The 23083-nt window shown below is 51.5% G+C and carries 27 protein-coding genes and 2 pseudogenes; 15 read left to right on the top strand and 14 right to left on the bottom strand.

Going from position 1 to position 23083, the window contains the following annotated elements; all coding sequences use genetic code 11:
* Positions 1 to 37: 37 nt before the first annotated feature.
* From JVX88_RS44845 to dcd, 4 genes and pseudogenes are all read left to right on the top strand, one after another.
* Positions 38 to 787 (top strand): annotated as a pseudogene (locus JVX88_RS44845) (Calx-beta domain-containing protein); the annotation flags it as partial.
* 13 nt (positions 788 to 800) lie between these two features.
* Positions 801 to 1805, top strand: a complete 1005-nt coding sequence (locus tag JVX88_RS36795; protein ID WP_211624138.1) for a methyl-accepting chemotaxis protein — start codon at positions 801 to 803, stop codon at positions 1803 to 1805.
* Between the two features lie 61 nt (positions 1806 to 1866).
* On the top strand, positions 1867 to 2943 hold the full coding sequence (locus JVX88_RS36790) for a hypothetical protein (RefSeq protein ID WP_211624136.1): 1077 nt from the start codon (positions 1867 to 1869) through the stop codon (positions 2941 to 2943).
* Complete coding sequence (dcd, locus tag JVX88_RS36785) at positions 2927 to 3304, top strand: dCTP deaminase (RefSeq protein ID WP_317134690.1); 378 nt, start codon at positions 2927 to 2929, stop codon at positions 3302 to 3304. Before JVX88_RS36790 ends, dcd begins: the two co-directional genes overlap by 17 nt.
* A gap of 69 nt (positions 3305 to 3373) precedes the next feature.
* On the opposite strand, the gene JVX88_RS36780 is transcribed toward dcd, so the two are convergent.
* Positions 3374 to 4069 (bottom strand): hypothetical protein, encoded by a 696-nt coding sequence (locus JVX88_RS36780; RefSeq protein ID WP_211624128.1) that lies wholly within the window; start codon positions 4067 to 4069, stop codon positions 3374 to 3376.
* 347 nt (positions 4070 to 4416) lie between these two features.
* Here JVX88_RS36780 and JVX88_RS36775 point away from each other — a divergent pair, with 347 nt between their 5' ends.
* Together JVX88_RS36775 and JVX88_RS36770 are read left to right on the top strand one after the other, a co-directional pair.
* Complete coding sequence (locus JVX88_RS36775) at positions 4417 to 5112, top strand: hypothetical protein (protein WP_211624126.1); 696 nt, start codon at positions 4417 to 4419, stop codon at positions 5110 to 5112.
* A 44-nt stretch (positions 5113 to 5156) separates the two neighbouring features.
* Positions 5157 to 6176 carry an AAA family ATPase gene (locus JVX88_RS36770; protein WP_211624124.1) on the top strand — a complete coding sequence of 340 codons (1020 nt, stop codon included), beginning with the start codon at positions 5157 to 5159 and terminating at the stop codon, positions 6174 to 6176.
* Here the strand turns inward: JVX88_RS36770 and JVX88_RS36765 are convergent.
* Entirely contained in the window at positions 6129 to 7202 is a 1074-nt protein-coding gene (locus tag JVX88_RS36765; RefSeq protein WP_225931846.1) for an NFACT family protein, read from the bottom strand. The two genes, JVX88_RS36770 and JVX88_RS36765, sit on opposite strands and share 48 nt — an antisense overlap.
* Positions 7203 to 7541: 339 nt before the next feature.
* Between JVX88_RS36765 and JVX88_RS36760 the strand changes: the two genes are divergently transcribed.
* Positions 7542 to 7949 carry a VOC family protein gene (locus JVX88_RS36760; protein WP_211624122.1) on the top strand — a complete coding sequence of 136 codons (408 nt, stop codon included), beginning with the start codon at positions 7542 to 7544 and terminating at the stop codon, positions 7947 to 7949.
* 3 nt (positions 7950 to 7952) lie between these two features.
* Here the strand turns inward: JVX88_RS36760 and JVX88_RS36755 are convergent, their stop codons facing one another.
* Complete coding sequence (locus tag JVX88_RS36755; RefSeq protein WP_211624120.1) at positions 7953 to 8234, bottom strand: hypothetical protein; 282 nt, start codon at positions 8232 to 8234, stop codon at positions 7953 to 7955.
* 40 nt (positions 8235 to 8274) lie between these two features.
* Here JVX88_RS36755 and JVX88_RS40255 point away from each other — a divergent pair.
* A pseudogene (locus JVX88_RS40255) lies at positions 8275 to 9429 on the top strand (MutS-related protein); the annotation flags it as partial.
* A 242-nt stretch (positions 9430 to 9671) separates the two neighbouring features.
* Here the strand turns inward: JVX88_RS40255 and JVX88_RS36745 are convergent.
* Complete coding sequence (locus JVX88_RS36745; protein ID WP_211624117.1) at positions 9672 to 10406, bottom strand: aliphatic sulfonate ABC transporter substrate-binding protein; 735 nt, start codon at positions 10404 to 10406, stop codon at positions 9672 to 9674.
* A 30-nt stretch (positions 10407 to 10436) separates the two neighbouring features.
* Between JVX88_RS36745 and JVX88_RS36740 the strand changes: the two genes are divergently transcribed.
* Positions 10437 to 11183, top strand: coding sequence for a peptidoglycan-binding domain-containing protein (locus JVX88_RS36740; RefSeq protein WP_211624115.1), 747 nt, complete (start codon positions 10437 to 10439; stop codon positions 11181 to 11183).
* 7 nt (positions 11184 to 11190) lie between these two features.
* On the opposite strand, the gene JVX88_RS36735 is transcribed toward JVX88_RS36740, so the two are convergent.
* The 4 genes from JVX88_RS36735 to JVX88_RS36720 form a co-directional block, all read right to left on the bottom strand.
* On the bottom strand, positions 11191 to 11487 hold the full coding sequence (locus JVX88_RS36735; RefSeq protein WP_211624113.1) for an FAD-dependent oxidoreductase: 297 nt from the start codon (positions 11485 to 11487) through the stop codon (positions 11191 to 11193).
* Entirely contained in the window at positions 11477 to 12019 is a 543-nt protein-coding gene (locus tag JVX88_RS36730) for an ABC transporter ATP-binding protein (RefSeq protein ID WP_211624111.1), read from the bottom strand. Before JVX88_RS36730 ends, JVX88_RS36735 begins: the two co-directional genes overlap by 11 nt.
* A 61-nt stretch (positions 12020 to 12080) precedes the next feature.
* A complete protein-coding gene (locus JVX88_RS36725) occupies positions 12081 to 12539 on the bottom strand; it encodes an ABC transporter ATP-binding protein (protein ID WP_263975437.1) in 459 nt (152 codons plus the stop codon).
* Entirely contained in the window at positions 12530 to 13438 is a 909-nt protein-coding gene (locus JVX88_RS36720) for an ABC transporter transmembrane domain-containing protein (protein WP_211624109.1), read from the bottom strand. Before JVX88_RS36720 ends, JVX88_RS36725 begins: the two co-directional genes overlap by 10 nt.
* A 156-nt stretch (positions 13439 to 13594) precedes the next feature.
* Here JVX88_RS36720 and JVX88_RS36710 point away from each other — a divergent pair, with 156 nt between their 5' ends.
* Entirely contained in the window at positions 13595 to 14440 is an 846-nt protein-coding gene (locus JVX88_RS36710) for a dihydrolipoamide acetyltransferase family protein (RefSeq protein ID WP_211624105.1), read from the top strand.
* Between the two features lie 6 nt (positions 14441 to 14446).
* Here the strand turns inward: JVX88_RS36710 and JVX88_RS36705 are convergent, their stop codons facing one another.
* Positions 14447 to 14659 carry a hypothetical protein gene (locus JVX88_RS36705; protein ID WP_211624103.1) on the bottom strand — a complete coding sequence of 71 codons (213 nt, stop codon included), beginning with the start codon at positions 14657 to 14659 and terminating at the stop codon, positions 14447 to 14449.
* Between the two features lie 26 nt (positions 14660 to 14685).
* The gene (locus JVX88_RS36700; RefSeq protein ID WP_211624101.1) at positions 14686 to 14964 is read right to left on the bottom strand and encodes a hypothetical protein; all 279 of its coding nucleotides are present in this window, start codon (positions 14962 to 14964) and stop codon (positions 14686 to 14688) included.
* Between the two features lie 353 nt (positions 14965 to 15317).
* Here JVX88_RS36700 and JVX88_RS36695 point away from each other — a divergent pair, with 353 nt between their 5' ends.
* The 3 genes from JVX88_RS36695 to JVX88_RS36685 all read left to right on the top strand — a co-directional run bounded on the left by JVX88_RS36695 (position 15318) and on the right by JVX88_RS36685 (position 17842).
* On the top strand, positions 15318 to 15806 hold the full coding sequence (locus JVX88_RS36695; RefSeq protein ID WP_211624099.1) for a S1C family serine protease: 489 nt from the start codon (positions 15318 to 15320) through the stop codon (positions 15804 to 15806).
* 47 nt (positions 15807 to 15853) lie between these two features.
* Entirely contained in the window at positions 15854 to 16693 is an 840-nt protein-coding gene (locus JVX88_RS36690; RefSeq protein ID WP_211624097.1) for a sulfurtransferase, read from the top strand.
* Positions 16694 to 16762: 69 nt separating this feature from the next.
* Entirely contained in the window at positions 16763 to 17842 is a 1080-nt protein-coding gene (locus JVX88_RS36685) for a spermidine/putrescine ABC transporter substrate-binding protein (protein WP_211624095.1), read from the top strand.
* Between the two features lie 30 nt (positions 17843 to 17872).
* Here JVX88_RS36685 and JVX88_RS36680 read toward each other — a convergent pair whose 3' ends face one another.
* Positions 17873 to 18970, bottom strand: coding sequence for a PAS domain S-box protein (locus JVX88_RS36680; RefSeq protein WP_211624093.1), 1098 nt, complete (start codon positions 18968 to 18970; stop codon positions 17873 to 17875).
* A gap of 262 nt (positions 18971 to 19232) precedes the next feature.
* Here JVX88_RS36680 and JVX88_RS43750 point away from each other — a divergent pair, with 262 nt between their 5' ends.
* Positions 19233 to 20702: an FprA family A-type flavoprotein gene (locus JVX88_RS43750; protein ID WP_211624091.1), complete on the top strand. Its 1470-nt coding sequence runs from the start codon at positions 19233 to 19235 to the stop codon at positions 20700 to 20702.
* Here JVX88_RS43750 and JVX88_RS36670 read toward each other — a convergent pair.
* Positions 20699 to 21106 (bottom strand): hypothetical protein, encoded by a 408-nt coding sequence (locus tag JVX88_RS36670; RefSeq protein ID WP_211629125.1) that lies wholly within the window; start codon positions 21104 to 21106, stop codon positions 20699 to 20701. The two genes, JVX88_RS43750 and JVX88_RS36670, sit on opposite strands and share 4 nt — an antisense overlap.
* On the opposite strand from JVX88_RS36670, the gene JVX88_RS36665 reads away from it, so the two are divergent.
* Positions 21096 to 21632, top strand: a complete 537-nt coding sequence (locus JVX88_RS36665) for a Uma2 family endonuclease (RefSeq protein WP_225931305.1) — start codon at positions 21096 to 21098, stop codon at positions 21630 to 21632. The genes JVX88_RS36670 and JVX88_RS36665 overlap by 11 nt on opposite strands.
* A gap of 21 nt (positions 21633 to 21653) precedes the next feature.
* Here the strand turns inward: JVX88_RS36665 and JVX88_RS36660 are convergent, their stop codons facing one another.
* Together JVX88_RS36660 and JVX88_RS36655 are read right to left on the bottom strand one after the other, a co-directional pair.
* Positions 21654 to 21959, bottom strand: a complete 306-nt coding sequence (locus tag JVX88_RS36660; RefSeq protein WP_211624087.1) for a hypothetical protein — start codon at positions 21957 to 21959, stop codon at positions 21654 to 21656.
* Between the two features lie 746 nt (positions 21960 to 22705).
* Entirely contained in the window at positions 22706 to 23083 is a 378-nt protein-coding gene (locus JVX88_RS36655) for a DUF4168 domain-containing protein (RefSeq protein WP_263975436.1), read from the bottom strand.

The following is a 23083-nucleotide window of genomic DNA, read 5'->3' as shown; positions in this document are numbered from 1 at the left end:
TTTACTGTAATTCATGTGTGTTCTACAGGAGTAAGTTATGGCTGTTAGATTCTCTGAAAAGTCTGGAAGAATCGAGGTAGGTACTGTTTTTTTAACAGCTCCCTCCGAAAATACAGAAACACTTATAGTTGATATTGTCGGAAGTGGGACGGCAACTCGAAATACTGATTACATTTTTGAGCGCCAAACTTTTGTTTTCCCGCCAGGTGATACGGGTCCAAAACCTGTCTTCGCAACAATTTTAGATGATACTACTCCAGAACAAGATGAAACCTTTTCTTGGAATTTTGTTTCAGGAAGTGTTCCTATCGGCGGTACACCAATTCAAATCATCATTGAAGATGATGATACGGCTAGACTCTCAGTTTCAGATATTCGTGTGCAAGAAGGAGGAGTAGCCCAATTTACGTTAACTCTAGACAAACCAGCAACTGCTGCCAAACAGGTGCAGTACTCAACCTCAAGCGGTAGCGCTTCTAGCTTTGATTTTTTCAGTACTAGCGGTACAATCACCTTTCAAGTGGGGCAAAGCCGAGCAACTGTCGATGTATTCACAGTCAGGGATTTTGTCATTGAAGATGACGAGACCTTCACCCTCAATGTTACTTCCCTATCGTCAGGAATCATCATCGAAGACGGTATAGGTGTAGGCACAATCACAGATGCAGGTGGAGTTCAAATTGTTTTTCCAGGTAATCCTGCTCCACCAATGGGAGGTCCCGGAGATGACATCGTAGCTGGTGGCAATGATAATGATTTGATTGATGGAAAGGCAGGCAATGATAATCTCTCTGGCGGTTTTGCTCATCGCACGCGGTGTCAATCGGTCCATCACGGCCCTCGGCCGCTGCGTCGACGCCCTCGCGAAGGGGGACCTCACCAACGAGGCCAGCGTCAAGCAGAACGACGAGCTGGGCGACCTGGCTCGCGGGCTCAACACCTCCATGGCCTCGATGCGCAGCATGATCGAGGAGGTCACCAAGACCGTCGGACAGGTCGCCGCCGCCGCCACGCAGATCGCCGCCTCCGCCGAGGAGATGGCCACCGGACTCAAGACCCAGGAGGGTCAGACCACGCAGGTCTCCGCCGCCGTCGAGGAGATGGCCCAGTCCGTCACCGAGGTCGCACGTAAGGGCGCCGAGGCCGCCAAGGCCGCCCAGGACGCAGGTTCAGACGCCACCACCGGCGGACAGGTCGTCGAGTCCACCGTCCTCGAGATGAAGGCCATCTCCGAGCAGGTCAACGAGTCCGCCAAGGCCGTCGCCGACCTGGGCAAGAAGTCCGAGGCCATCGGACAGATCATCGGCGTCATCAACGACATCGCCGACCAGACCAACCTCCTCGCCCTCAACGCCGCCATCGAGGCCGCCAGAGCCGGGGAGCACGGCCGCGGATTCGCCGTCGTCGCCGACGAGGTCCGGAAGCTCGCCGAGCGGACCACACAGGCCACCGACGAGGTCGCCAAGAGCATCCGAGAGATCCAGGGAGAGACCGGCCGCGCCGTCGAACGCATCAACGCCGGCACCCAGCGTGTCACCAACGGCGTCGAGCTCGCCACCCGCGCCGGAGACGCCCTCAAACGCATCGTCGCCGGCAGCCAGACCGTCCAGGCCATGGTCCACGCCATCGCCGCCGCCGCCGAGGAGCAGTCCGCCGCCAGCGAGCAGATCGCACGATCCGTCGAGAGCGTCTCGGCCGTCACCAAGGAGTCCAACCAGGCCGCCAACCAGTCCGCGCAGGCCGCCGCCGACCTCTCCACGCAGGCCGAACGCCTCAGCGCACTGGTCGGAAAGTTCAAGGTGTAGCCCCTGTTCCATCTGTAACGCACCGCCGCACGGCCCCCCCGAAGTTCCTTGCCGCATCGGCTTGCTCTACTGGGTGTTGGGCATGACGCTGCTGGCGCTCTCGTTCGTGCGGCCAGAGTATTTTCTGGCGTTTGTGGTGTTTTCTAGTTTGTTTATTTTGCTGACCTTGAGGAAGTTGATCCGATCTGGCCAGTGGCGACCGATTGGGTTACGGCTCCTACTCTATGGCGGATTGGCGTTATTTTTGCTGGCGTTGCTGGGGATTCCTACCTCTTCCGGCAACCGCAGTTGGTGGGCTTTTGCCTCCCATTATGCCCTGCGCTGGTCTTGGCAGCACCCAACTAATCTTGATCCCTGGAGTGATTACCAGCAGATTACCAATTCTGTATTCGGAGACGTAAACACAATCTCGGCAGCACTCCAAGCCAATCCAGGTGCATTTCTTTACAACACATTTGAGAACATCAATGGATATTTCGAAAATACGGCATCGATTCTGGCCGGTTCCTTAAAGGATTACAGCCCGGCTCTGCGAGATCTGAATCCAACTGCGAATTCCATATTGCGCCTCCTTCAGTTGGGGCTGCTAATCCTGGCAATAGTACAAATCATCCGTAACCGTCAGGTTTGGATCCGCCAAATCGATTTTAGAACTCTGCGGCGCTTATTGATTCTTCTTTGCTTTGTCGAACTGGCAGTAATTCCTGCTACATTTATTATCTTTCCTAGATATCATTATCTGATTATTCACGCAGTTCTGCTGTGTATTTTACTCGCCTATCTCTACTCCCATGCCATGCGGGATTCACGCTGGAACTTGAACTGGTGGCAAGCGGGCCTAATTGGTTTATTAATTGTGCTGCTGACTCCATCGCTGGCCAAAGGTTGGTGTGTTGGCAATGCCTGCCTATTTGCCAGACAGTCGCTACCCGATAGACCCAACCTAGAAACAATTCAGTTGATTCGATCGCTCAGCCTCGACCCACCGATAAAACTGCTAGCCTTCGACATTGAATACCCGATTTATCTAGGCGATTACTACGAACGAGTTGACCCAACCCGTAAGGCCGTCGGCTTTCTCCAGTTTATTCAGCAAAACCAGGTGAATTTAATTGTGCTAGATCAAGAACTGTCTTGAATCGGTACCGCTGCAATCGGATGAGGATGGCGATTACTTTGTGATTCCGGCCCATTCCTATGGATTGGGGGTGGCGCTAGAGCGGTTACAAGTGCCGGAAAATGTAACAGTGATCTGCATTGGCAAGAGTACCTATGCCCGCATTGGCCTGATTGCTAATCTGACGCCTGCCGAAGCGGGGTGGCGCGGTCATCTGACGCTGGAGTTTTCCAACTCTTCCAGTGCCGATTGCCGCATCTATGCCAATGAAGGGGTCGTACAGCTTTTGTTTCTGGAAGGGGTGCCTTGTGCAGTCAGTTATGAAACTCGGCGCGGTAAATATCAGGATCAGCAAGAGCGAGTCACGTTGGCAAAGGTCTGAGGCAACGGCTGGAACGAATAGACAATCTTGGTTAGCTGGCTTGGTTAGCTGGTCCCTCAAGCTGCTATGTCACCTTGACCGGCGGAAGTTGAACCAGGTTTCGAGTAATTCCCGTTGCCATTCGCGGCGGCGTTGCTGCTGGAGTTGCGCTGCTGTTTGCTGGATCAGTTCAGCAAATGTTGGGGAAGGCTGTGGCAGTTGGGCTAGAGCCTTGAGGGGAAGCCGCTGCTGCATCGCTAATGCTAGAGTGCCGATCCATTCCTGGGCTTGAGGCGCAATTGCGTGCGCGCCCAAAATCTCGCCCCTGTGGCTGGCGATCAGCTTCAGGAAGCCGCTGCTGTTGTTGCTGAGCTGGGCGGTTGTGAGGGACCGTACCGATTGTTGAGCAACTAAAACACCCTCTCCATAGAGCTTTCTGGCCTGGGGTTCGGTTAAGCCGATTCGCACCAGGACTGGATCAGTGAAGAGCGTCCAGGGAATGCGGCTGTAATCGACTGATTGGGTGGGAAGAAACAGGGCATTGTGCAGGGCTACATCGACTTCGTGCTGGTCCAGGGCTGCGGACACATAGCCACCTAAACTTTCTCCACAGGCATAGATGCGGGGGTTGGTGGTTTGGAGCTTGCGGTTGACTCGAATGCCCTCTGGTTGCCACTTCACTCCGGCAGCTTCCAGGTTAAGGCTGGCTAATCGCAAGTGGATTCTTTGGGCTTCCTCGGGCAGAGATTCTTTTACATCTTGCGGCAAATTTTCTAGGGTCAGCATCGCGTTCTCCTGGTTCCTACATCTAAACATGAGTGAACTGATTGAAATGAAACAATCAGCTTGTTGTGCAAATCTGCTTTTGTACTGTAGGCAGTCTGCTACTGCTCAACCTCTTTCGGATGGCAGAATTACTGAACCCTTGGCGCTCGACTTTACAGCTAGCCTTGATTCATAGCATGGGAAGTTTGATCAGCCAATCAGATGGTTTCTCTCTTGAGAAAGATGTTAAAGCCGCTGATTCAAGCCAATTTTAGACTAAATACATATGTAGGTTTTACAGAGGTGCGCTCGTTACTGAGTATGGTGATTTCTGGTATGAAGCGAATTGTTGGCGCATAGGAGAGGATATGAATTTAAGCATATTAATGTCGTTAGGCCCAGAGGAATGGAGCGCGCGACTAGCACAAGTTACTGCTCCCGGTCTAGGAGCACCTGGTCCTGTGATCGGAACGCCTGAGGCAGCATCGGTTCTGTTCTCGGGACCGCAATTTTTTATTGCCTTGGTTTCGGGAATCTTGCTAGCGTTTGCAATCCAACTGCTACTGACCAATCTTTCAGTTGCAGCGGGTATCTCCTTGCTAGGAGGCCGATCCTCTTCAGATAGCAGTCGGGATGATGGCAATGATGGCAGTGTGGGAGCCACAATTCGCAAAATCAGCTTTGGCGTTGGCATCTGGACTCTGATTAGCGTTAGTATCGCTCTGTTTTTTGCTTGTTATTTGGCGGTGCAGCTGAGTCTGTTATCTAGTGCGAACTTAGGTGCAATTGTTGGTTTGGTGATTTGGGCCGCCTACTTTTCGCTGTTGGTTTGGGTTAGCTCTACCACGGTTGGCTCGCTGATTGGCTCAGTGGTGCAAGCGGCCACCTCTGGCTTTCAGGCAGTATTGGGTACGGCTACCGCAGCGCTAGGTGGACAGGCTGCCAAACGTCAGGCAGTTTCGACGGCAGAAGCCGTAGCAGCAGCGGTGCGGAACGAGTTAGGGGCGGGTATCGATTCGGAGAAAATCTACAAAACGCTTCCCAACTTCAAACTTCATAATTAGGCATTGGGTGTTACGAACTACGAAATGATACAAGGGTTACAGATATGGCGGACATGGCATCGATCGATGACCTGATTTTGAGGGGCACTAATCCGTTTGATAATCTGCGCTCGGTCAACTTTTGGCATCGTCAGAAAGATCCGGAGCCGATGGTGGAATCCATCCATCAAGATGCTATGTCAGTCATTGAAGCAACGCTAGAGCAGGTGGCTCGCGATCACTACACTCGCACGATCATCCTAGATGGCGACAGCGGTTCTGGCAAAACCTATTTGTTAGGACGCTTAAAGCGTGCCCTCAACCACCGAGCCTTTTTTGTCTATATTCCACCCTTTCCCCAAAGCGATTATCTCTGGCGTCACATCCTGCGTTATACAGTCGATAGCTTGGTGCAGGTTCCATCTGGGCAGAAGTATTCGCAGCTTTTGCTGTGGTTGAAAAGCGTATTGTTGGCTCTCAAACAGCGCAGTTTAAAAGATCGGATCAAGGAAAACATCCTGGATCTGTTACAAACCGATCGACAGCAATTTATCAAACGGCTTAAGGATCTCTATAAACAGGCTGGGTCGAACAGTATCTACAATGCCGATAAGTTTTTTGGGATTTTGCATGATCTAACCGATGCCAAACTCTATCCCCTCGCCTGTGAATGGCTGCGTGCTGACGATCTGAGCGAAGAGTCGCTGGAAGCCCTGCGCCTAAAAAGCTCAATTGATACTGAACAGGCCGCCCGTGAGGTGTTGGCCAACTTTGGCCGCGTGGCGATCAATACCCAACCGATTGTGCTGTGCTTTGATCAGCTCGAAAGCATTGCTCGATTACCGGATGGTACGCTGGATCTGCAAAGTCTATTTAACGTCAATACTAAGATTCACGATGAAGACAAAAACTTTTTGATTATTATCAGCATTTTGACCAACACCTGGGAGCACTATAAAAATCGCATCGACCAATCCCACCGAGCACGCATTGATCGGGAAATTCCGCTGCGCTTGATCAACCTGGAACAGGCTGAATCACTCTGGGTGATCGCTCTGCCGCGCCCGACTGTAGTAAGCTGCTAAATCCGCTGTGAATTGCAGATCGACTTCTTCTGCCGCCGCACCTGGTTCTAGCCGCAGCAATACATGACTGCCGGGAATTTCCTGGGTGTGAAACCAGAGGTCATAGTCACTGGCTAGGCGAAAGGTGAGTAAGTCATTTTGGCGATTGTTGCGGCCAATCAAGACCTCATAGCCACTGGGGCTGCGATAGCGCAGATATTGAGTTTCTGGGTTCGAGTGATTGCGATAGCGCTGATCGGGGTCGTCTAAATACCCCTGCTGGATCAGCTCGTCCCGAATTTCGATCAGGGAGGCCAAGTCGGCTGGAGTACGATATTCATCCAGTTGGGCAATTGCTACGTCCACCTGTTCCAGGTAATCCATTTCGGCTTGGACCTCCGCCAGCAACGGTTCAATCGCGGCCCGCGAGCGCTTTAGCTTTTGGTGGCGTTTGTAAAGAGCCTGGGCATTCTGAACCGCGTTTTTCTCTGGCTCTAGGGGAATCCGGATTGGATCGCCAGTAACGAAATCTGCCAGCGTAATCTGGGTCATTCCAGGCTGCCACTCGTGCAAATAGGCCATCAGCAAGTCAGCCTGTTCCCGGTACTGATCGGCCCGATCCGACTGTTGTAGTCGGGCTTGGAAATCAGCAGCTTTGGCGGTTAGCTTTTTCAGGTGATGGCTCAACTTTTGAGTGATTTGGTGCCGGAGTTGCCCAAACTCCTGTCGGTTCAACTGATCGGTGTAGTAGCGGTTGAGAATCGGATGAATGCTTTTTTCGGGCTTCCAATCGGGGCGCTGAGTTTGCCAATCGCTCCAGCTCATCACGGTGTAGCCCTGTCCCAACCATCCCGGCTGAAATTGTTCTCGTTCTAGAGCATGTAGCCATTCCTGCCAGCGTTGAAACAATCTCTGCCAATCCTCGGCCTTCACACTCTCGGTGGATTGGTCTGGCTCTAGACCAGTCGCCTGCACCATCGAATTCACCAACGCTGAACTCAGACCTCGGTAATTTTTTAGCAGATTACGCTTCAGCGGACCGGGAATCAGCACAATCTAGATGTAATTCGCTGCGCTGACTGGATTATTGATCTAGGACCAGAAGGCGGCGACCGGGGAGGCGAAATTGTGGCCGAAGGTACACCCGAAAAAGTCGCCAAAAATCAACGCTCCCATACAGGGCAATATCTCAAAAAAGTGTTGCAGCGATAAGGCAGGATTGACTTAGTTCGTTTGTACTGATATGATGTGGTTGAGCTTCTCAAACACGCCAAAGCAGCCCCTTTTGTTTGCTTCAGTTCAAGTTTCAGTTCAAACGCTGTTTCGATTCGCCCTGCAATCTCTGCTTTCGTATGCCCGATCTAACCCACCAATAGGAGCTTAGATATGGATAATCCCAGCATGCTTTCTCATGTCTCGATCGGTACAAATAATTTTGAACGAGCGGTTGCATTTTACGATCAAGTATTGCCAGCCTTGGGCTGCAAGCGGTTAATGGAACACCCGGGTGTCGTTGCCTATGGCAAGCAATATCCGGAATTTTGGGTGGGAACTCCGTTCGATGGGCAACCTGCAACGGTTGGTAATGGTACTCACATTGGCTTTATCGCTCCTACCAAAGAAGCCGTCCATTCCTTCTATGAGGCCGCATTAGCGGCAGGAGGCAAAGACGACGGTGCCCCCGGTGGCAGACCTGCCTACGGTGAGCCATACTATGGCTGCTTTGTGCGCGATCCAGATGGTCACAAAGTAGAAGCAGCCTTTTGGGACGAGCAGCTTGAATCTCATCAATGAGCATTAAGCCTCTAACCGTCGCTCGATGGCGTTGACCCAGCTATCCTGCATCGTTGCCACATCCAGTTCGATTAAGACCTGTTCGGCGGCCCCGGCTGAGACTGTCAACCGCAAAGGCGTATGGGCATCTCCAACTTGACCCAGCCGCTGCCAATGGTCTTTTAGATGGGTCTCTAGATACAATTCCCACTCCAGTTCGACGTCAGGAGCAACCGAGACTACAATCCGAGCACCGCCTTCAGCAAACAAAAGCTGATCCCAGCGCCAGGAGTCGTTGTCAACCAAACTGCCCAAGCAACTGCCCAAGCAGAGTTCGGCCCCACGTGATGACCGGGGCCGCGTCACTGACCGAGCCAATCCCAAACTGGAAGGCATCCGCGAGCAGATTCGCCAAGTCCGGGACCGGATTTACGAGCAGCTTCAGCGGCTAATGCAACGCCACAGCAACGCCGTCCAAGAACCGCTGATCACCCAGCGCGGCGACCGTTTCGTGATTCCGGTGAAAGCTTCCCACAAAGATGCAATTCCCGGAGTTGTGCACGACACCTCCACTAGCGGCGTCACTCTCTATATTGAACCTCACGCGATTGTCAATTCCGGCAACCAGCTCCGCCAACTCCTGCGACAAGAGCAACGCGAAGAAGAAGAAGTGCGACGCCAACTCACCGAACAGGTTGCTGCTGTCAAATCTGACCTGGAACGTTTGTTGGTGATTGCTACGACGCTGGATCTGGCGACCGCCCGCGCCCGCTATTCTCTTTGGCTAAATGCAAATCCACCCCGGTTTGTTCGGTTTTATGACGATGGGGGAGATGGGGGAGATGGGGGAGATAAAGCAGCGAACTTAAATCCACAACTTAGAACTCAAAACTTAAAACTCAAAACTTCTTCTGTTGAGTCAATCGTTCTGCGCCAGTTGCGCCATCCCTTGTTGGTTTGGCAGCAGCAGCATGAGCAGGGAATGCCGGTGGTGCCGATTGATTTGGTGATTCAGCCGCAGATTCGAGTGGTGGCAATTACGGGACCGAATACGGGCGGTAAGACGGTGACACTGAAAACCCTGGGTCTGGCGGTGCTGATGGCGAAAGTGGGGCTGTTTGTGCCGGCCAAGGAGCCAGTTGAACTCTGCTGGTTTGATCAGGTGCTGGCGGATATTGGCGATGAACAGTCGTTGCAGCAAAGTCTTTCCACTTTTTCAGGCCATATTCGGCGCATCAGCCGGATTTTGGAGGCGATGGATTTAGCGGCGCATCGGGGCAAAGCGAATGTGCTGGTGTTACTGGATGAGGTGGGAGCCGGAACCGATCCTTCGGAAGGCAGTGCCTTGGCAACAGCGCTGCTGAAGTATCTGGCCGATCATGCCGCTCTGACGATTGCCACAACTCATTTCGGGGATAGCAGGAATTGGAGTGAATCTATTAAATACGGTAAGTCGCTCAGCGAACCGTATTTTCTTGAAGCTATCATCCCACAAGCCTGACCTGATTTGCAAGTCAGCCGCTAGGTAATTTAGAGAATTGCTGAAAAAAGCAGAAGGTGGCTTAAACAACCCTCTGCTCCAACTTCAGCCTAACTTTTCAACCGCGTAGATAGCGAAAATAGACAACAGGATCAGAAAAAATCCAACCAGGCAGGACAGACTTAACACAAGCAAAGGTGCATTCCCAACTGGAGGGCTATTGGTTTGCATAGGACTGATCTCCTGAATAAGTCAGTGAGCGTTTAGCTAGGAAAAATCTTGGTATAGTCACTTGCTGCTAAAAACGCTTCTTTGACCTGAATCGATTTGGGAATGACTTGGGCTTTGTAAAATATATCTGCCACCTGCTGCTGCGCCTGCTGCACGGTTTCATCGATGGGTAATACGTCCCAACTGCGACGCTTGTACACCTCTTCCAGAATGGCCACATCTACTTTGATATCCTTAGAGAAGCGTTCGGCTACCTCTCGGATATTTTGTTTGACCCATTCGCCGTTTTGTTTCGCTTCATCGAGCACTACTTTCAGTAATTCTGGCTGGGTTTCAGCAAACTGCTGGGCAGACAGAAAGAATGTGCGTCGCTCTCGACCCACCTTCAGTTCACGGATATTGCCATTGGCCTGAACAACCGCCAGAAACGGATCCCAAATCGACCAGGCATCGACATTACCCTGCTCAAACGCTGCTCTGGCATCGGCAGGAGATAATGAAACCACCTCGACCTCTTTGACATCAATATTGTTTTCTTCCAGCACCTTCAGCAGCAAATAATGGGCACTCGATCCTTTCTGAAGCGCAACTTTTTTACCCTTTAAATCAGCCGGTGATTGAATCGGTGAATTCTGGGGCACTACGATATCCTGAGTTTCCGGTGCCAGAGGCGTAACACTAGCGTAATAGAACTGTCCGCCTGCGGCTTGCGAGAAGATCGGCGGCGATTCACCCACTCCGCCAAAGTCAATCTTGCCAGCATTCATTGCTCAATCACAAAGTTGAGCGAGGAAACCATGAAATCGCTATCAAATTACTTTGCCTTTGCTGACCAAAGCTCAGGCATACCTCCTAAGCTGAAGCCATTTAAGGTGCTGACTCAAAAATTGTCAAGCTCTGCGTGGAAAGGATTGTTAAGCTTAGCGGTCGTTGGAGGTGTGCTGAGTATGACGGCCGAAGCCTATGCAACTTCACTGAGCTTGGGTGCTAAAGGACCTGATGTAGCGGACGTGCAAGCGGCGCTAGGTATCCCGGCAGATGGCATTTTTGGCTGTCAAACTCGAGATGCAGTAATGCACTTCCAAAGACGCAATGGTCTGTTAGTAGATGGGGTGGTAGGTCCAGAGACATGGACGGCTCTGTTTGGAGGTGTGCCGATTGCATCCGGCCCTTCCTACACGCCAGTTGTTGATTCTGGGATACCCGTCAGCTCAGTGCCAAATAATATTCTGGTTCCTGGCATCAAGCCGCCATCTCCTGTATTGCCACCTGCGGTCATTGGCCCCTACGTGGTAATTGTGCCAGGCGGAGCTGGTAATCTAGCGGCAGTGCAGCAAATTGTGCCGAATGCAGTTTTAGATGGTGCTCTGGCAGGCACCTTCATCAATGCGGGGGGCTATCCAAATTACGCCAGCGCTCGTGAAGTGGCCGGACGCTTGCAAGGATTTGGCTTTGATGCCCGCGTAGATTACTTTGAGCGCTACCGAGGTTCAACCGAGCCTCCCGATTCAGATATCTTGAACTGTGCCTCAGGGGGTTGCTAGGAGCGGGTTAGCGAGATCCGGAGTTTGTAAAGTCATGCGTCTCCAAAGCTGAACGCACCAGCTGAGCTGTGGCAGGGGCGAGCAAGACTCCGTTGCGGTAATGACCAGTGGCCAGGAAAACATTGGCATAACCTGTCAAGGGTTCCACGATGGGTGCAGCCCGGTTTTGGGGACGGGGACGCAGTCCGGCCCAAGTTTTTAGAATTGTTGCATCAGCCAGGGCCGGACAAAGGGCAATTGCCCCTTGCCAAACGGCTGTGAGTTGCTCTGAATCGGCAGCAATTGGCGCTTGGTCAGATCTCATGGATAATCGAGAAGATCTGGGTGACTAGCATGGGGGCCAGTCCCATACTCGGCTCATCCAGTAACAGCAGCCGCGGACGGGCCATTAGGGCGCGGGCAATGGCCAACATCTGCTGCTCACCGCCGCTGAGGGTGCCGCCTTTTTGCTTAATGCGCTCCTGCAACCGCGGAAATAGGGCAAACACCCGTTCCATATCGGCTTGAATACCCGCTTTATCTCGACGATGGAATGCGCCCATCTCCAGGTTTTCCAGTACCGTCATGCGGGGAAAGATCATGCGTCCTTCTGGACTTTGGGCAATTCCCAAGCGCACAATGTCCTGGGAAGAGGTGTGGCTGAGGTCCTGCCCTTCAAACAAAATTTTGCCTTGACGCGGACGCAGCAAGCCCTGGATAGTTCGCAGCGTGGTGGTTTTGCCGGCACCGTTACTGCCAATCAGCGTCACCACTTCACCGGGTTCAACGTGGATAGAGATGCCCTTTAGCGCCTGGATATTGCCGTAGTAGGTATGAACATCGATCAGTTCAAGCATGGAGGATCACGATGAATGACAGGTCAAATACAGGTCAAATAAGGTCGAGGAAACCCAATTGCTAGTTCTCGTCTAGCTCAGAAGGCACCGTCGGCTGCGGGTCAGTGCGGTGGTTGAGGTCGGGTTCAGGGAGTCTGGTTTCAGTGGAGGGGCTTTCAGTGGAGGGACTATCTTCTTTGCCCAAATAGGCTTCGATCACGCGCGGATCGGCCCGCACTTCTGCTGGAGTGCCTTCGGCAATTTTGATGCCATATTCCATGACGCTAACCCGGTCTGAGATGCCCATCACCACTTTCATGTCGTGCTCAATCAGTAAGATGGTCAGATTAAGTTCGTCGCGGATGCGGTAGATGAAGCGCGTCAGATCGGCAGTCTCGTTCGGGTTCATCCCTGCTGTGGGTTCGTCCAGCAGCAGCAGTTTGGGGTCCGAGGCGAGGGCACGGGCAATTTCTAGCCGCCGCTGGTCGCCGTAGGATAGGTTTTTGGCAAACTCGTTGGCCTTCGCGGTGCCTAGCCCCACATAGTCCAAATGATCATGCCGACGAGTACCGTAGTGGCTAAGCCCTCCGCTAAAGGACGAACTAAGCCCCAGCCCATGACCGAGTAAGTGGATGCCCGCACTACCTCCGTACTCGCTTGATAGTAGCGCTGCCGCTCAAAATCTTGCGTCGCAAACGCTTGAACCGTGCGGATTCCGTTGATAAATTCCATTGCAATTGCAGTAAACCGACTATTGGCTTGCGAAACTGGGAAACTGCGCTCACGGGCTATGCGGTTCAATCGGGTTAATCCGACAGCCACTAGGGTAAATAGCAGGGTGGATATCAGCGTCAATTGCCAGGAGATTTGCAAAACAACGACGATGTAGGCAATTAACGCTAGTCCCTTGGTCAGTACAAAGCCTGCCGTTTGCAAAATCTGCTGCAATAGCGTTGTTTCGGTCGTGATCACATTGATGATTTCGCCAGAATTCGATCTACTGAAGAATCCTAAACTCAAGGCTTGCAATTGTTCAAAGATGCGCTTGCGCAACCGATCGACTAGATTAACCTGAGCCATCTCTAAGAAAACATAGCTGAGATAGTTAAAGCAGGCTCGTACCCAGGTTGAGAGTAAAATCAGTCCAGAAACGCGATAAAGCCGCTCGGTTGCCGACTTGTGGATGCCTAGCACCCAGATGTCAAACCATTGCACGCCAGTTTGAAACGGCTGATCAGCAGCACCCACTAGGCTTTGAAGGAACGCCAGCAGAAATCCCATCCCAATTCCTTCACAAACGGCAGCCAGCAATGGAAAGAGAATGGATAGGGCTGCGATCCAGGGAAAGTATTTGACTTCTCGCAGGACAAGCTGGTTATCTTGCCAGAACTGGGATGCTTTGATGCCGTTCCGTAGCATAGACGAAAATTTTCTTTGCATAGATTTGCATGAATGATTGCATCCAGATGGATCAATAAGCTCCGAACCCTGAAATTACTTTAGGAATGGTCAGCAGCAGTAATTTCAAATCTTGCTGAATAGACCAGGAGGTGAGATAGTACAAATCCAGTTGATTCACGGCCTCTAGATCGAGCAGTGTCGAGCGAGCCTGCACCTGCCGACCTCCGGACTGTTACTGGCTCCGGCCCAAATGGCCGCATCATCAAACGTGATATCGAGCAAGCTCTGACCAGAACCGGAGCCAAGTCCGCTTCGGCAAATAAGACTTTCACGCCTTCGACTATCATAGGTGCCGCGAGTTTCAGCGAAGAACCGACCTCTAAGATGCGTCAGGTGATCGCTTCGCGGCTCACCGAATCGATAGGCCCCATCCCGACCTTCTACCTGACGGTCGAGATCGAGATGGACAGTGTTCTTTCCGTCCGGAAGCAAATGAATGCCTCGTTAGATGATGATTCAAAGATCAGCGTCAACGACATAATAGTTAAGGCTGCTGCAATGGCTCTGGTGAAGCATCCGTTCGTAAACGCTTCGTATCAGGAAAAGACCATCCGGTTTTACCAGCAAGCTGATATAGGTGTTGCCGTTGCGATCGAAGAGGGTTTGATAACACCCGTCGTTCGAGGTGCTAATATCAAGGGGCTTGCTGAGATCTCAACTGAGATCAAAGACCTCGCCGCAAAGGCAAAAGAACGAAAACTTCAGCCGGAAGAATACACCGGAGCGACGTTTAGCATCAGCAATCTGGGAATGATGGGCATCAAGGAATTCACCGCCATCATCAATCCGCCGGAAGCCGCGATCATTGCCGTCGGTGCCTCTGCCCCGACGCCGGTCGTACGTGATGGGGAGATAACTATTCGCAACATCATGCACGTTACGATGTCCTGCGACCATCGAGTTGTTGACGGAGCTACTGGAGCGAAGTTCTTGCAGACCTTCAAACAGATGCTCGAATCGCCGGCTTTAATGCTCCTTTAGCTTTTATCACTTCGATAACTGCATCAGGAGCATCGGCGGGCCTGAACTTGGCCGATGTTCATTGTACGCGGTGATCGCCCCGGAAAGTGCTCTGAAAACACCATAATTGTTAAAGCCTGATGCCGTCAATGCTGGCAGGATGGCCCTGATGAATTCAGATGCGGCATCTTCGCCTGCGATAAAATCGTAACGGGCGAACCCGGTGCGCGCAGGAAGCAATATCCTTGATTCGCTTGCAGAGACCGCTAAACGCGCATCACCACTTCTAACTCGTCCTCCAGCTCGCGCCGAAGCACAGCCAACTTTTCGCCATACTCATAGGCGGCATTGACATCGTGGATCGAGCACGGGCCGACAATCACCAGCAGGCGACGGTCTTCGTTTTGCAGGATATTGCGAATCCGGTCTCGGGTGGTGGCGACCAGCGTAGCGGCAGTCTCGGTGATGGGTAGCTCGCCGTGGATGGTGGCTGGACTGCTGAGGGGACGGGTTTCAACGACGTGGAGGTCAGAGGTTTTCGGCATGGTTCGTTCAGGATAGAAGCGGTGGAGCTACGAACGGTTCTGAATCGAGAAGATGCGACAAACGGTTAATCCAGAACACTTTGGTAAAATTGTTAGCCCAGAACATTCTACCCAACTTGGGGGCGCATCCTCAGGCTAACTTCTGAAGAGAAATAAAATTTTCCGGTTTCCCTGATAGTTCCATTCACCCGACCTAGCCGTTTTTCCAGGTGAGCTGCTGCCCGTTTCTCCGATGTGGAAAGCCCCAGCCGTTTTGCATCCTAAAGGTAATGCAGCGTTGCAGTTCTGATTACAGTTTTCTTTGCAGTTTTCTTTGCAGTTTTTCTTGCAGTTCCCTTGGAGCAACTTTTACCATGACTTCTGCTTCTCCCCAACCGGAAAATTTAATTTCTGTACTTTCAACCCAACTCGCGGATGCCGTTGAACGGACTGGGCCAGCCATTGTAGCTGTGAATGCCAGCCGTCGCTGTGGCGCGAGTGGCCTCTACTGGCAGCCTGGAATTGTTGTGACGGTGGATCATGCGATCCGCCAAGAAGACGAAATCCCGATTGTCCTGGCGGACGGAACTAGTGTATCGGCTACCCTGGTAGGACGGGATAGCAGCACGGATCTGGCTGTATTGCGGCTCACCGAACTGGATTTGCCGACGCCTAGCTTGAGTGATTTGTCCCTGCGGGTGGGCCAGTTGGTGCTGGTGGTTGGACGAACCGGTGAAGGTAGCCTCAGCGCTAGCATGGGTATGATCGAGCGGCTGGGCGGCAGTTGGCGCAGTTGGCAAGGCGGCCAGATTGCGTCTGGCAACTGCGCGCAGACCGCAGCCAGTTCGATGAAGGTCATCTGACGATCAACTGATCCTGAGCAGAAAAGTAGCAGGGAGCCACATCATCCATGTCCGAATTCAATGTTCTCGTCAGCACCGATTGGGTTGCCGCCAACCGCGACAACATACGCCTGATCGAAGTCGATGTCGATACCACTCAGTTTGCCACCGGTCATATTCCCGGCGCTGTGGCTTTCAACTGGCAGTCTCAGCTTCAGGATAACATCCAGCGCGACATCATTTCGAAAGAGGATTTTGAGAAGCTGCTCAGCAGCGTCGGCGTGAGCAACGATACGCACGTGGTGCTCTATGGCGATAACAACAACTGGTTTGCAGCCTATGCCTTCTGGCTGTTCAAGTACTATGGGCACGAAAAGGTCAGCCTGCTGGACGGCGGACGCAAGAAATGGCTGGCGGAAAACCGGGAAGTGACGACTGAGGAGACGAGCTATCCCCCCTCTCACTACACCGTGCAGTCCATCAACACCGATCTGCGTGCTGATCGTGACTATGTGAAAGCGCGCCTGGAAAAAGCCGATTTCGGCCTGGTTGATGTGCGCTCGCCAGCAGAATACACCGGCGAGATCATCGCGCCGCCCGGCATGACCGAAACGGCACAGCGCCCCGGTCACATCCCCGGCGCGCGCAACATCCCGTGGGCACAGGCTGTCGCCGAGGACGGCACTTACAAATCCAGAGAAGAACTGCTGGCGCTGTACGGCGCAAAGGGCGTGACACCGGATCTGCCCGATGTCGTGGCATACTGCCGCATCGGAGAGCGCTCGTCTCACACATGGTTCGCGCTCAAATACATTCTCGGTTTCGAGAATGTCCGTAATTACGATGGGTCATGGACGGAATGGGGCAACCTGATCGGCGCTCCGATCCGAAAAGGCGAACAACCATAGTTTTTTGTAACGCTTCACCTTCGTCTGCTTAATCAATCGCACAAACATATCTAAGGGGAGAACACATCCATGAGCGGCACCAACGGCAGCGCACCACGTCCCAAGGGTTTTGAAACGCTGGCACTCCACGCCGTGCCCCATCTCCGGGCGCAGCAGCTTGCGGTTACAGAACTCAATATCTACAACTGGGATACTTACATCGCTCCAGAAGTATTAGCAGAATTTGAACAGCGGCATCGCGTCAAAATTAATTACGATACCTACGGCAGTAACGAAGAAATGCATGCCCGCATCAAGGCAGGTGATACCCATTATGATCTGATCTTTCCTGCCGATTACATGATTCAGATGATGGCCAACGAAGGGCTGCTGCAACCGCTTAATGCTAGCCAGCTTCCCAACCTGAAGCACATCGATCCTAATTTTCTCAATCCGGATTACGATCCTGGCAATCGTTACAGTGTGCCGTATCAGTGGGGAACGCTTGGCATCGGCTATAACTTGGAAACAACTGGCAAGGAAATCGATAGTTGGACGGCTATGTTTATGCCCCAATATGCGGGCCGAATCGCCTGGATGGACGATACGCGCTACACGATTGGCGCAGTATTAATGTTCCTGGGTTACGATCCCAATACTCAACGAGTTGAGGAAATTAATCAAGTTAGAGATTTTTTGATCAAACAAAAAGAGACGATCGCGGCCTTTGCGGACGACATTGGCCAATCGTTGCTGAATCAGGGCGAAGTGGACATAGCGTTTGAGTGGAGTGGTGATATCTTTCAGGTGATGAAGGAGAATCCAGACCTGCGCTATGCCATTCCCAAAGAAGGCAGCATCATCTGGACCGACAACATGGCAATTCCGTCCCAAGCACGACATCGGCAGCTAGCAGAGCAATTCATCAATTTTATTCTGGAGCCAACGGTTTCGGCCCGCATTTCTAACTTCACCCAATACGGCTCCCCCAATCGCACGGCGCGGCAGACTAGCCTGATCAATCCGTCGGATTTAGGCAATCCTGGTATTTATCCTCCGGCGGAGCTGTTTGCTAAACTCAAGCATCTGAAGCATGTGGGCGAGAGCAGCAGGCTTTACGAGGCCGCCTGGGACGCCATCAAAACTAGTAGTCCATCCCCTTCAACCTGAGGAAGCCTGCGAAAAATTTTGCAGACATGGCTATTCTTCTAGCCAACCGAAGATGATCAGCTGGGTTTGCAGTTTGGCGTTGCGTTCGATGGTTTCTAGGCCGCGCATCAATAGGTTGGTGTCCTGATGCTTGAGCTGAAGGAGCTTCGACCAGCCCAGGATGGGATTAAGCGGAGAACGCAATTCATGGGATAGTACAGCCAAAAATTCGTCTTTGATCCGGTTGGCGTCCTGAGCTTGGTGATAGAGCTGGGCATTGTCGAGGGCGAGGGCAGCCCGACGAGCTAATTCTTCAGCTAAGCGCAGATCGCTCTCGCAGTAGTGGCAGTCGGTGCGGCAAAAGGTGAGCGTTCCTAGTTTGCGCTGTTGGGCTAATAACGGTACGGTGATCCAGGATTGGGGACGGCACCTTTGCATAAATTGCAGATGCTCGCGACTGGTAGTAACGGCCTCTAGCCATGCCTCAGTAACCTGGGGTACAAAGCTAGCCTTGCCGCTGCGTAATGCTTGAACTACAGGATGGTTTTGCCAATCGAGTGAGGGAACAAACTGTTGAATTTGAGCAAACCAAGCCTGCTTTGCCGGATCGCGATGGTGCCACGCGACGCGCTGTAGGTTGCCCTCAGTCGCCACTCGATCGAAAAAGCAAAAATCCGCCAGAAACGGCACGGCTAAGTGCGCCAAGTTGGTCAGGGTTGTGGAGTAATCTAACGAAGCAACCAGCGTTGAACTCGATTCGGCCAGAAAGCGATACCGTTCCTCACTTTGGCGCAGCGCTATCTCTGCCTGTTTTCGCTCGGTGATATCCTGCTGCACTGCTACCCAATAGGGGCGACCATCCACATAGAGGGCAGAAATGTAAACTCCAGCAATGAAGCTAGTTCCGTCCTTTCGGCGGTTGCGTACCTCTCCAGCCCAAACGCCTTGTGTTCGCAGGGTTTTAATGCAGTCATTCACCAGTTGGTTGGCGTCGTCTGGCGGCAAATCGCTGAGGACCGTCACCGGTTGCCCCAACAGTTCGCCACGTTCGTAGCCAAACATGCGGTCAAAGGTGGGGTTGGTGAAGACAATTCGGCCAATCTCATTCGACATCACCACGCCTTCCCCCATACTTTCCAGCACGCGCATGGCCTGAATAAACTCAGCTCAATAAACTCAGTAGCCACCACATGGTGAGCAAGCCGATGATTCAAGTCACCTCGATTCAGCCACCTCCTTGATTGCTCGCGTTACAGAAGCTAAGGCCATCTATGCTTATATAAATGCAGTTAATATATGACTTTTCTTATTGAAACTTTACAAAAAAGGGGTATTCAAGCCAATAATTGAAGAACAGGCAGGGAAACAAACCGCCTGAACCTCTGATCACAGCGCTACAGGAGAGTCGGATATGGTGGCACTTGCAGAACGCACTCAGGCCAAGTTGACGCTACAAACTCTGGAGATTGCTCAAGATACGACGACAATTCGCTCCTTGGATTGGGATCGGGACCGGTTTGATATTGAATTTGAGCTACAAAACGGCACAACTTATAACTCTTTCTTAATTCGTGGCGAGAAGACGGCCTTGGTTGACACCTCCCACGAAAAGTTCCGCTCCCTGTACCTGGATCGACTGCTGCGGCTGATTAACCCAGCGGAGCTGGACTATCTAGTCATCAGCCATACCGAGCCTGATCACAGTGGTCTGGTGCGGGAGGTGCTGCAACTCGCTCCCCAGGTTACGGTTGTCGGGTCCAAGGTGGCGATTCAGTTTCTTGACGATCTGGTACATCAGCCCTTCAAGCGCTTGCTGGTGAAGAATGGCGACCGGCTAGATCTGGGCAACGGCCATGAGCTGGAGTTTGTTTCTGCACCGAACCTGCACTGGCCCGACACGATTCTCACCTACGATCACAAGACGCAGATTCTCTACACCTGCGATGTGTTCGGCATGCACTACTGCGATGACAACCTCTACGATGAGGAGTTGGAACTGCTGGAGGCTGATTACAAACTCTACTATGACTGCCTGATGGGCCCCAATGCCCGCTCGGTGCTGGCTGCCTTAAAGCGCATGAAAGATCTGCCGGAAATCGACATGATTGCCACTGGACATGGTCCTCTGTTGCGCTACAACATCCCCGATCTGGTTGGCCGCTATCGAGATTGGAGTCAGGCTCAGGCCAAGGCTGAAACCACGGTCGCTTTGTTTTATATCCTGGCGATTGCAGCGGCTATTGTGCTGACGGTGCTGCTAGATGCGGGCTGGCGTTGGTTTCGCTACAAACAACGCATTCAGTCGCGATTAACAAATCAAGATCGAGGGTTAATGGCTCTCGTAACTTGTCTGACGGCTGTGGTGATTGTGGTTCCGGCTCTGCCGTTTCTCTTCCTGCGCTTCCAAGGTTGGGTGATAGGCGAGGCTCCATCGCTGTATCAATATTTGGCGGCTCAACCTCAATCGACGTTGGTGGCTTCTCTAGATCTAGAGGCGAGTAATCTACCGGCATTCACGCAGCGTTCCACGTTAGTGGGTCGAGAATTCGCGCTGCCTCATCACCCAGTTTATTATCATCAATTTCAACAGCGTCTGATTGATTTAATTCGTGCTCAATATAGTTTAGATTCATCGGTTTTATCTCAATTTATTGAACAATACGATATTAATTTTTTCCTGATTGGACGATCTGCGTTCACGCCAGCCTATCTGAATCAAGATTGGTTGATTCACAGTTCGTTTCAAGATCTGGTGCGTCAAGTTGCCCAACAACTAGAGCAGGGCAGTCAACCTGTGCTGTTGCAGACTATTCCCAAGTGCCAGGTAGCTGCTTCTGAGAAGCTGATTTTACTCGATGCGGTTTGCGTTCAGCAGTTTTAGTATGAGGTAAGCTGAATTATTTCTTCACCAATTGACTGCACTAAACTCAATGAATAGGGAGCTTGAGTTAATGCTTTAGCATAAGCCGCAGTTAAATAAGAACGATACTGCTCGTCTTGCTCTATGTATACTTTTAAAAATGCTAAACTGAGTGCGTTTTGATAGTTGTGAGCAATCGCTTTGAGGTCTTCCCAAGGAGTTTTGGCAGCGGTGAATCGACCGAGGATATCATAGGTGACACGGGCATGGGGTAAGCCTTGGGTCACACTCAGGTACCTGGGAGTCGTAGTCAGGGCCGCGAAGGCGGGCAGTTGTTCCACTACTAGCGGCGTCAAAATATCTAAATCGGTGACTTCCCAAAAAATGGGAATTGTCACTTTGTCCATACCAGTTGTGCCAAACAAACTTAGTTCGATTCCTCGCCTTAAATATCGTGATGGAGAAGTGTTGCTCATGTCGCCGTTGCCCAAACATGGACGCGATGCCCATATCATTGCCAATATCATCACAACGCTGCTCGATCACATCGAGCTTGAGTATGATGCCTTCACACCCGTAACGATGGAACTGCCTGAAGAGAGCGGCATCGAACCCGACTATTGTTTTTACATCGAGAATTGGCAGGCTGTTTCAGGTAAAGAGCGCATCGATTGGCGCGTCGATCCACCGCCTGATTTGGTATTAGAAATTGATGTTACTAGTTATTCAGACGTGAACGACTATTTGCCTTACCGTGTTCCAGAGGTGTGGTTGTTTCGCAAGCAATTAGCAATTTATCAGCTACGAGATGCAGAATATTCGCTACAATCCCACAGCCGCTATTTTCCTGAAATTGATCTGCAAGCTTTGATTCTGCAATACCGACAGATTGCCTATCAGCGGAATACTAGTGCAGCGATTCGCCAACTGAGGCAGGCATTAAGTCAATGATTATGTAATCGGGAAGAAACATTAATCCTGAGAACGACTCGGAATAAACAGTACAGAACCAATTGTGAACAAAATACTGGCTGAGATATGCAACAGCGACGAGAACGAAACGCCTCTGAGGTTTTCTAGCACAGAATCCAAGGTAAACAACAGCGAACCAATCAGAAACAACCAGCTCACCAATGCTTCGCGATCCATTCCTCTAGAGTGATTCTGTGTTAGCTGAGGCTCCCGTCCTTCAGTAGAAACTTCGGGATGCAAAGGAATGACATTACCGCCCGGCTCTGCAAGCGGCGAGGCCGAATTTTTGACTCCTGTGGATTCCATCGGTGAATACATGAGCTTAGTTATTACGAATTGTAACTGAATCGACTACAATGACAAATTAAGACAATCACGGGTTTCGGGATATTTGGATCTTGCGGAGCTATCAAAATCTTGCTCGTATCTTTTGGTTCTAAGTAGGTGAGCATAATTAAACATAAAACCCAAAACCCTGCGCCGCCCGCTGCGCGGGCGGCGCAGGGTTTTGAATCTGGTTTTTAATTATGTCCCTCTGCTTCCAATTCAGCGCGCTGTGGTCCATCACTGAGCTGAAACTGCATCTCGCTAGAGGACTCGTCATATTCTGGATCAGCGAAAAAAGGTCTTGCTGGCATAGTACTTATCTCGATTGCTCCAGGTAACAAGGGGGCTGTTTCATTGCCTGCTGTTAGTATTCCCACTGTTGCGGTTTGATCACCAGGACTCATAAAAGAGACCGAAAGTTTCACCGCAAAACTGACCTAGCAGCATTGTTTTACCCACCTATGCAATCAGCTAATTCGATCCGACGAATTGGTTTAATGAGCTGATCGGGTTCTAGGTAGTACCTTCATCTACACCACTTGTATCGCTATTTCCTGACGCAATTATTGAATTGTTGGTAGGGTTTCCATCAAGCTAGGGTGAAGTTTCGTTGAAGCCAGTCGGGAGTGACCATCACGCTAGGACTAGAAAGCCATGCCCATGACATGCCAGTAAGAGACTATGCTCGACCGGTTGCTGAGTGAATGTGTGGGCGCTTATTGAGTTCAATTGCTGGCTTCTTGCAGCTGAGCGGCGACTCGTTCACCAAATTCTGGAACAATATTCGTCAAACTCAAAATTTGCAAGTATTCTTGCAGTGTCAAGCCCGATGCTTGAATTAGCTCTACAGCCTGAGCTTCAATTTCCTGCTGAATCTGCTGTGATTCGGACTCTAATTCTGCACCCTGCAACTCATTCTCTCGCTGTTCAATCAAAGTCAGCACTTGCAAATAAGCCTGTACAAATTGACTAATTTTCTCAGCAGAAATGTCATCGGTATCTAGGTTTTGCCCCAACCAAGAGGTTTCGGTTTCAATGTTAGTTTGATTCGTTAAAGTTGATAATTCTGCGGCAATGCTGCTGAGGGGAACGAGCCAAATCAA

It is taken from the genome of Leptolyngbya sp. 7M (assembly GCF_018128485.1).
This window is presented reverse-complemented; position numbering and strand designations above follow the sequence as displayed.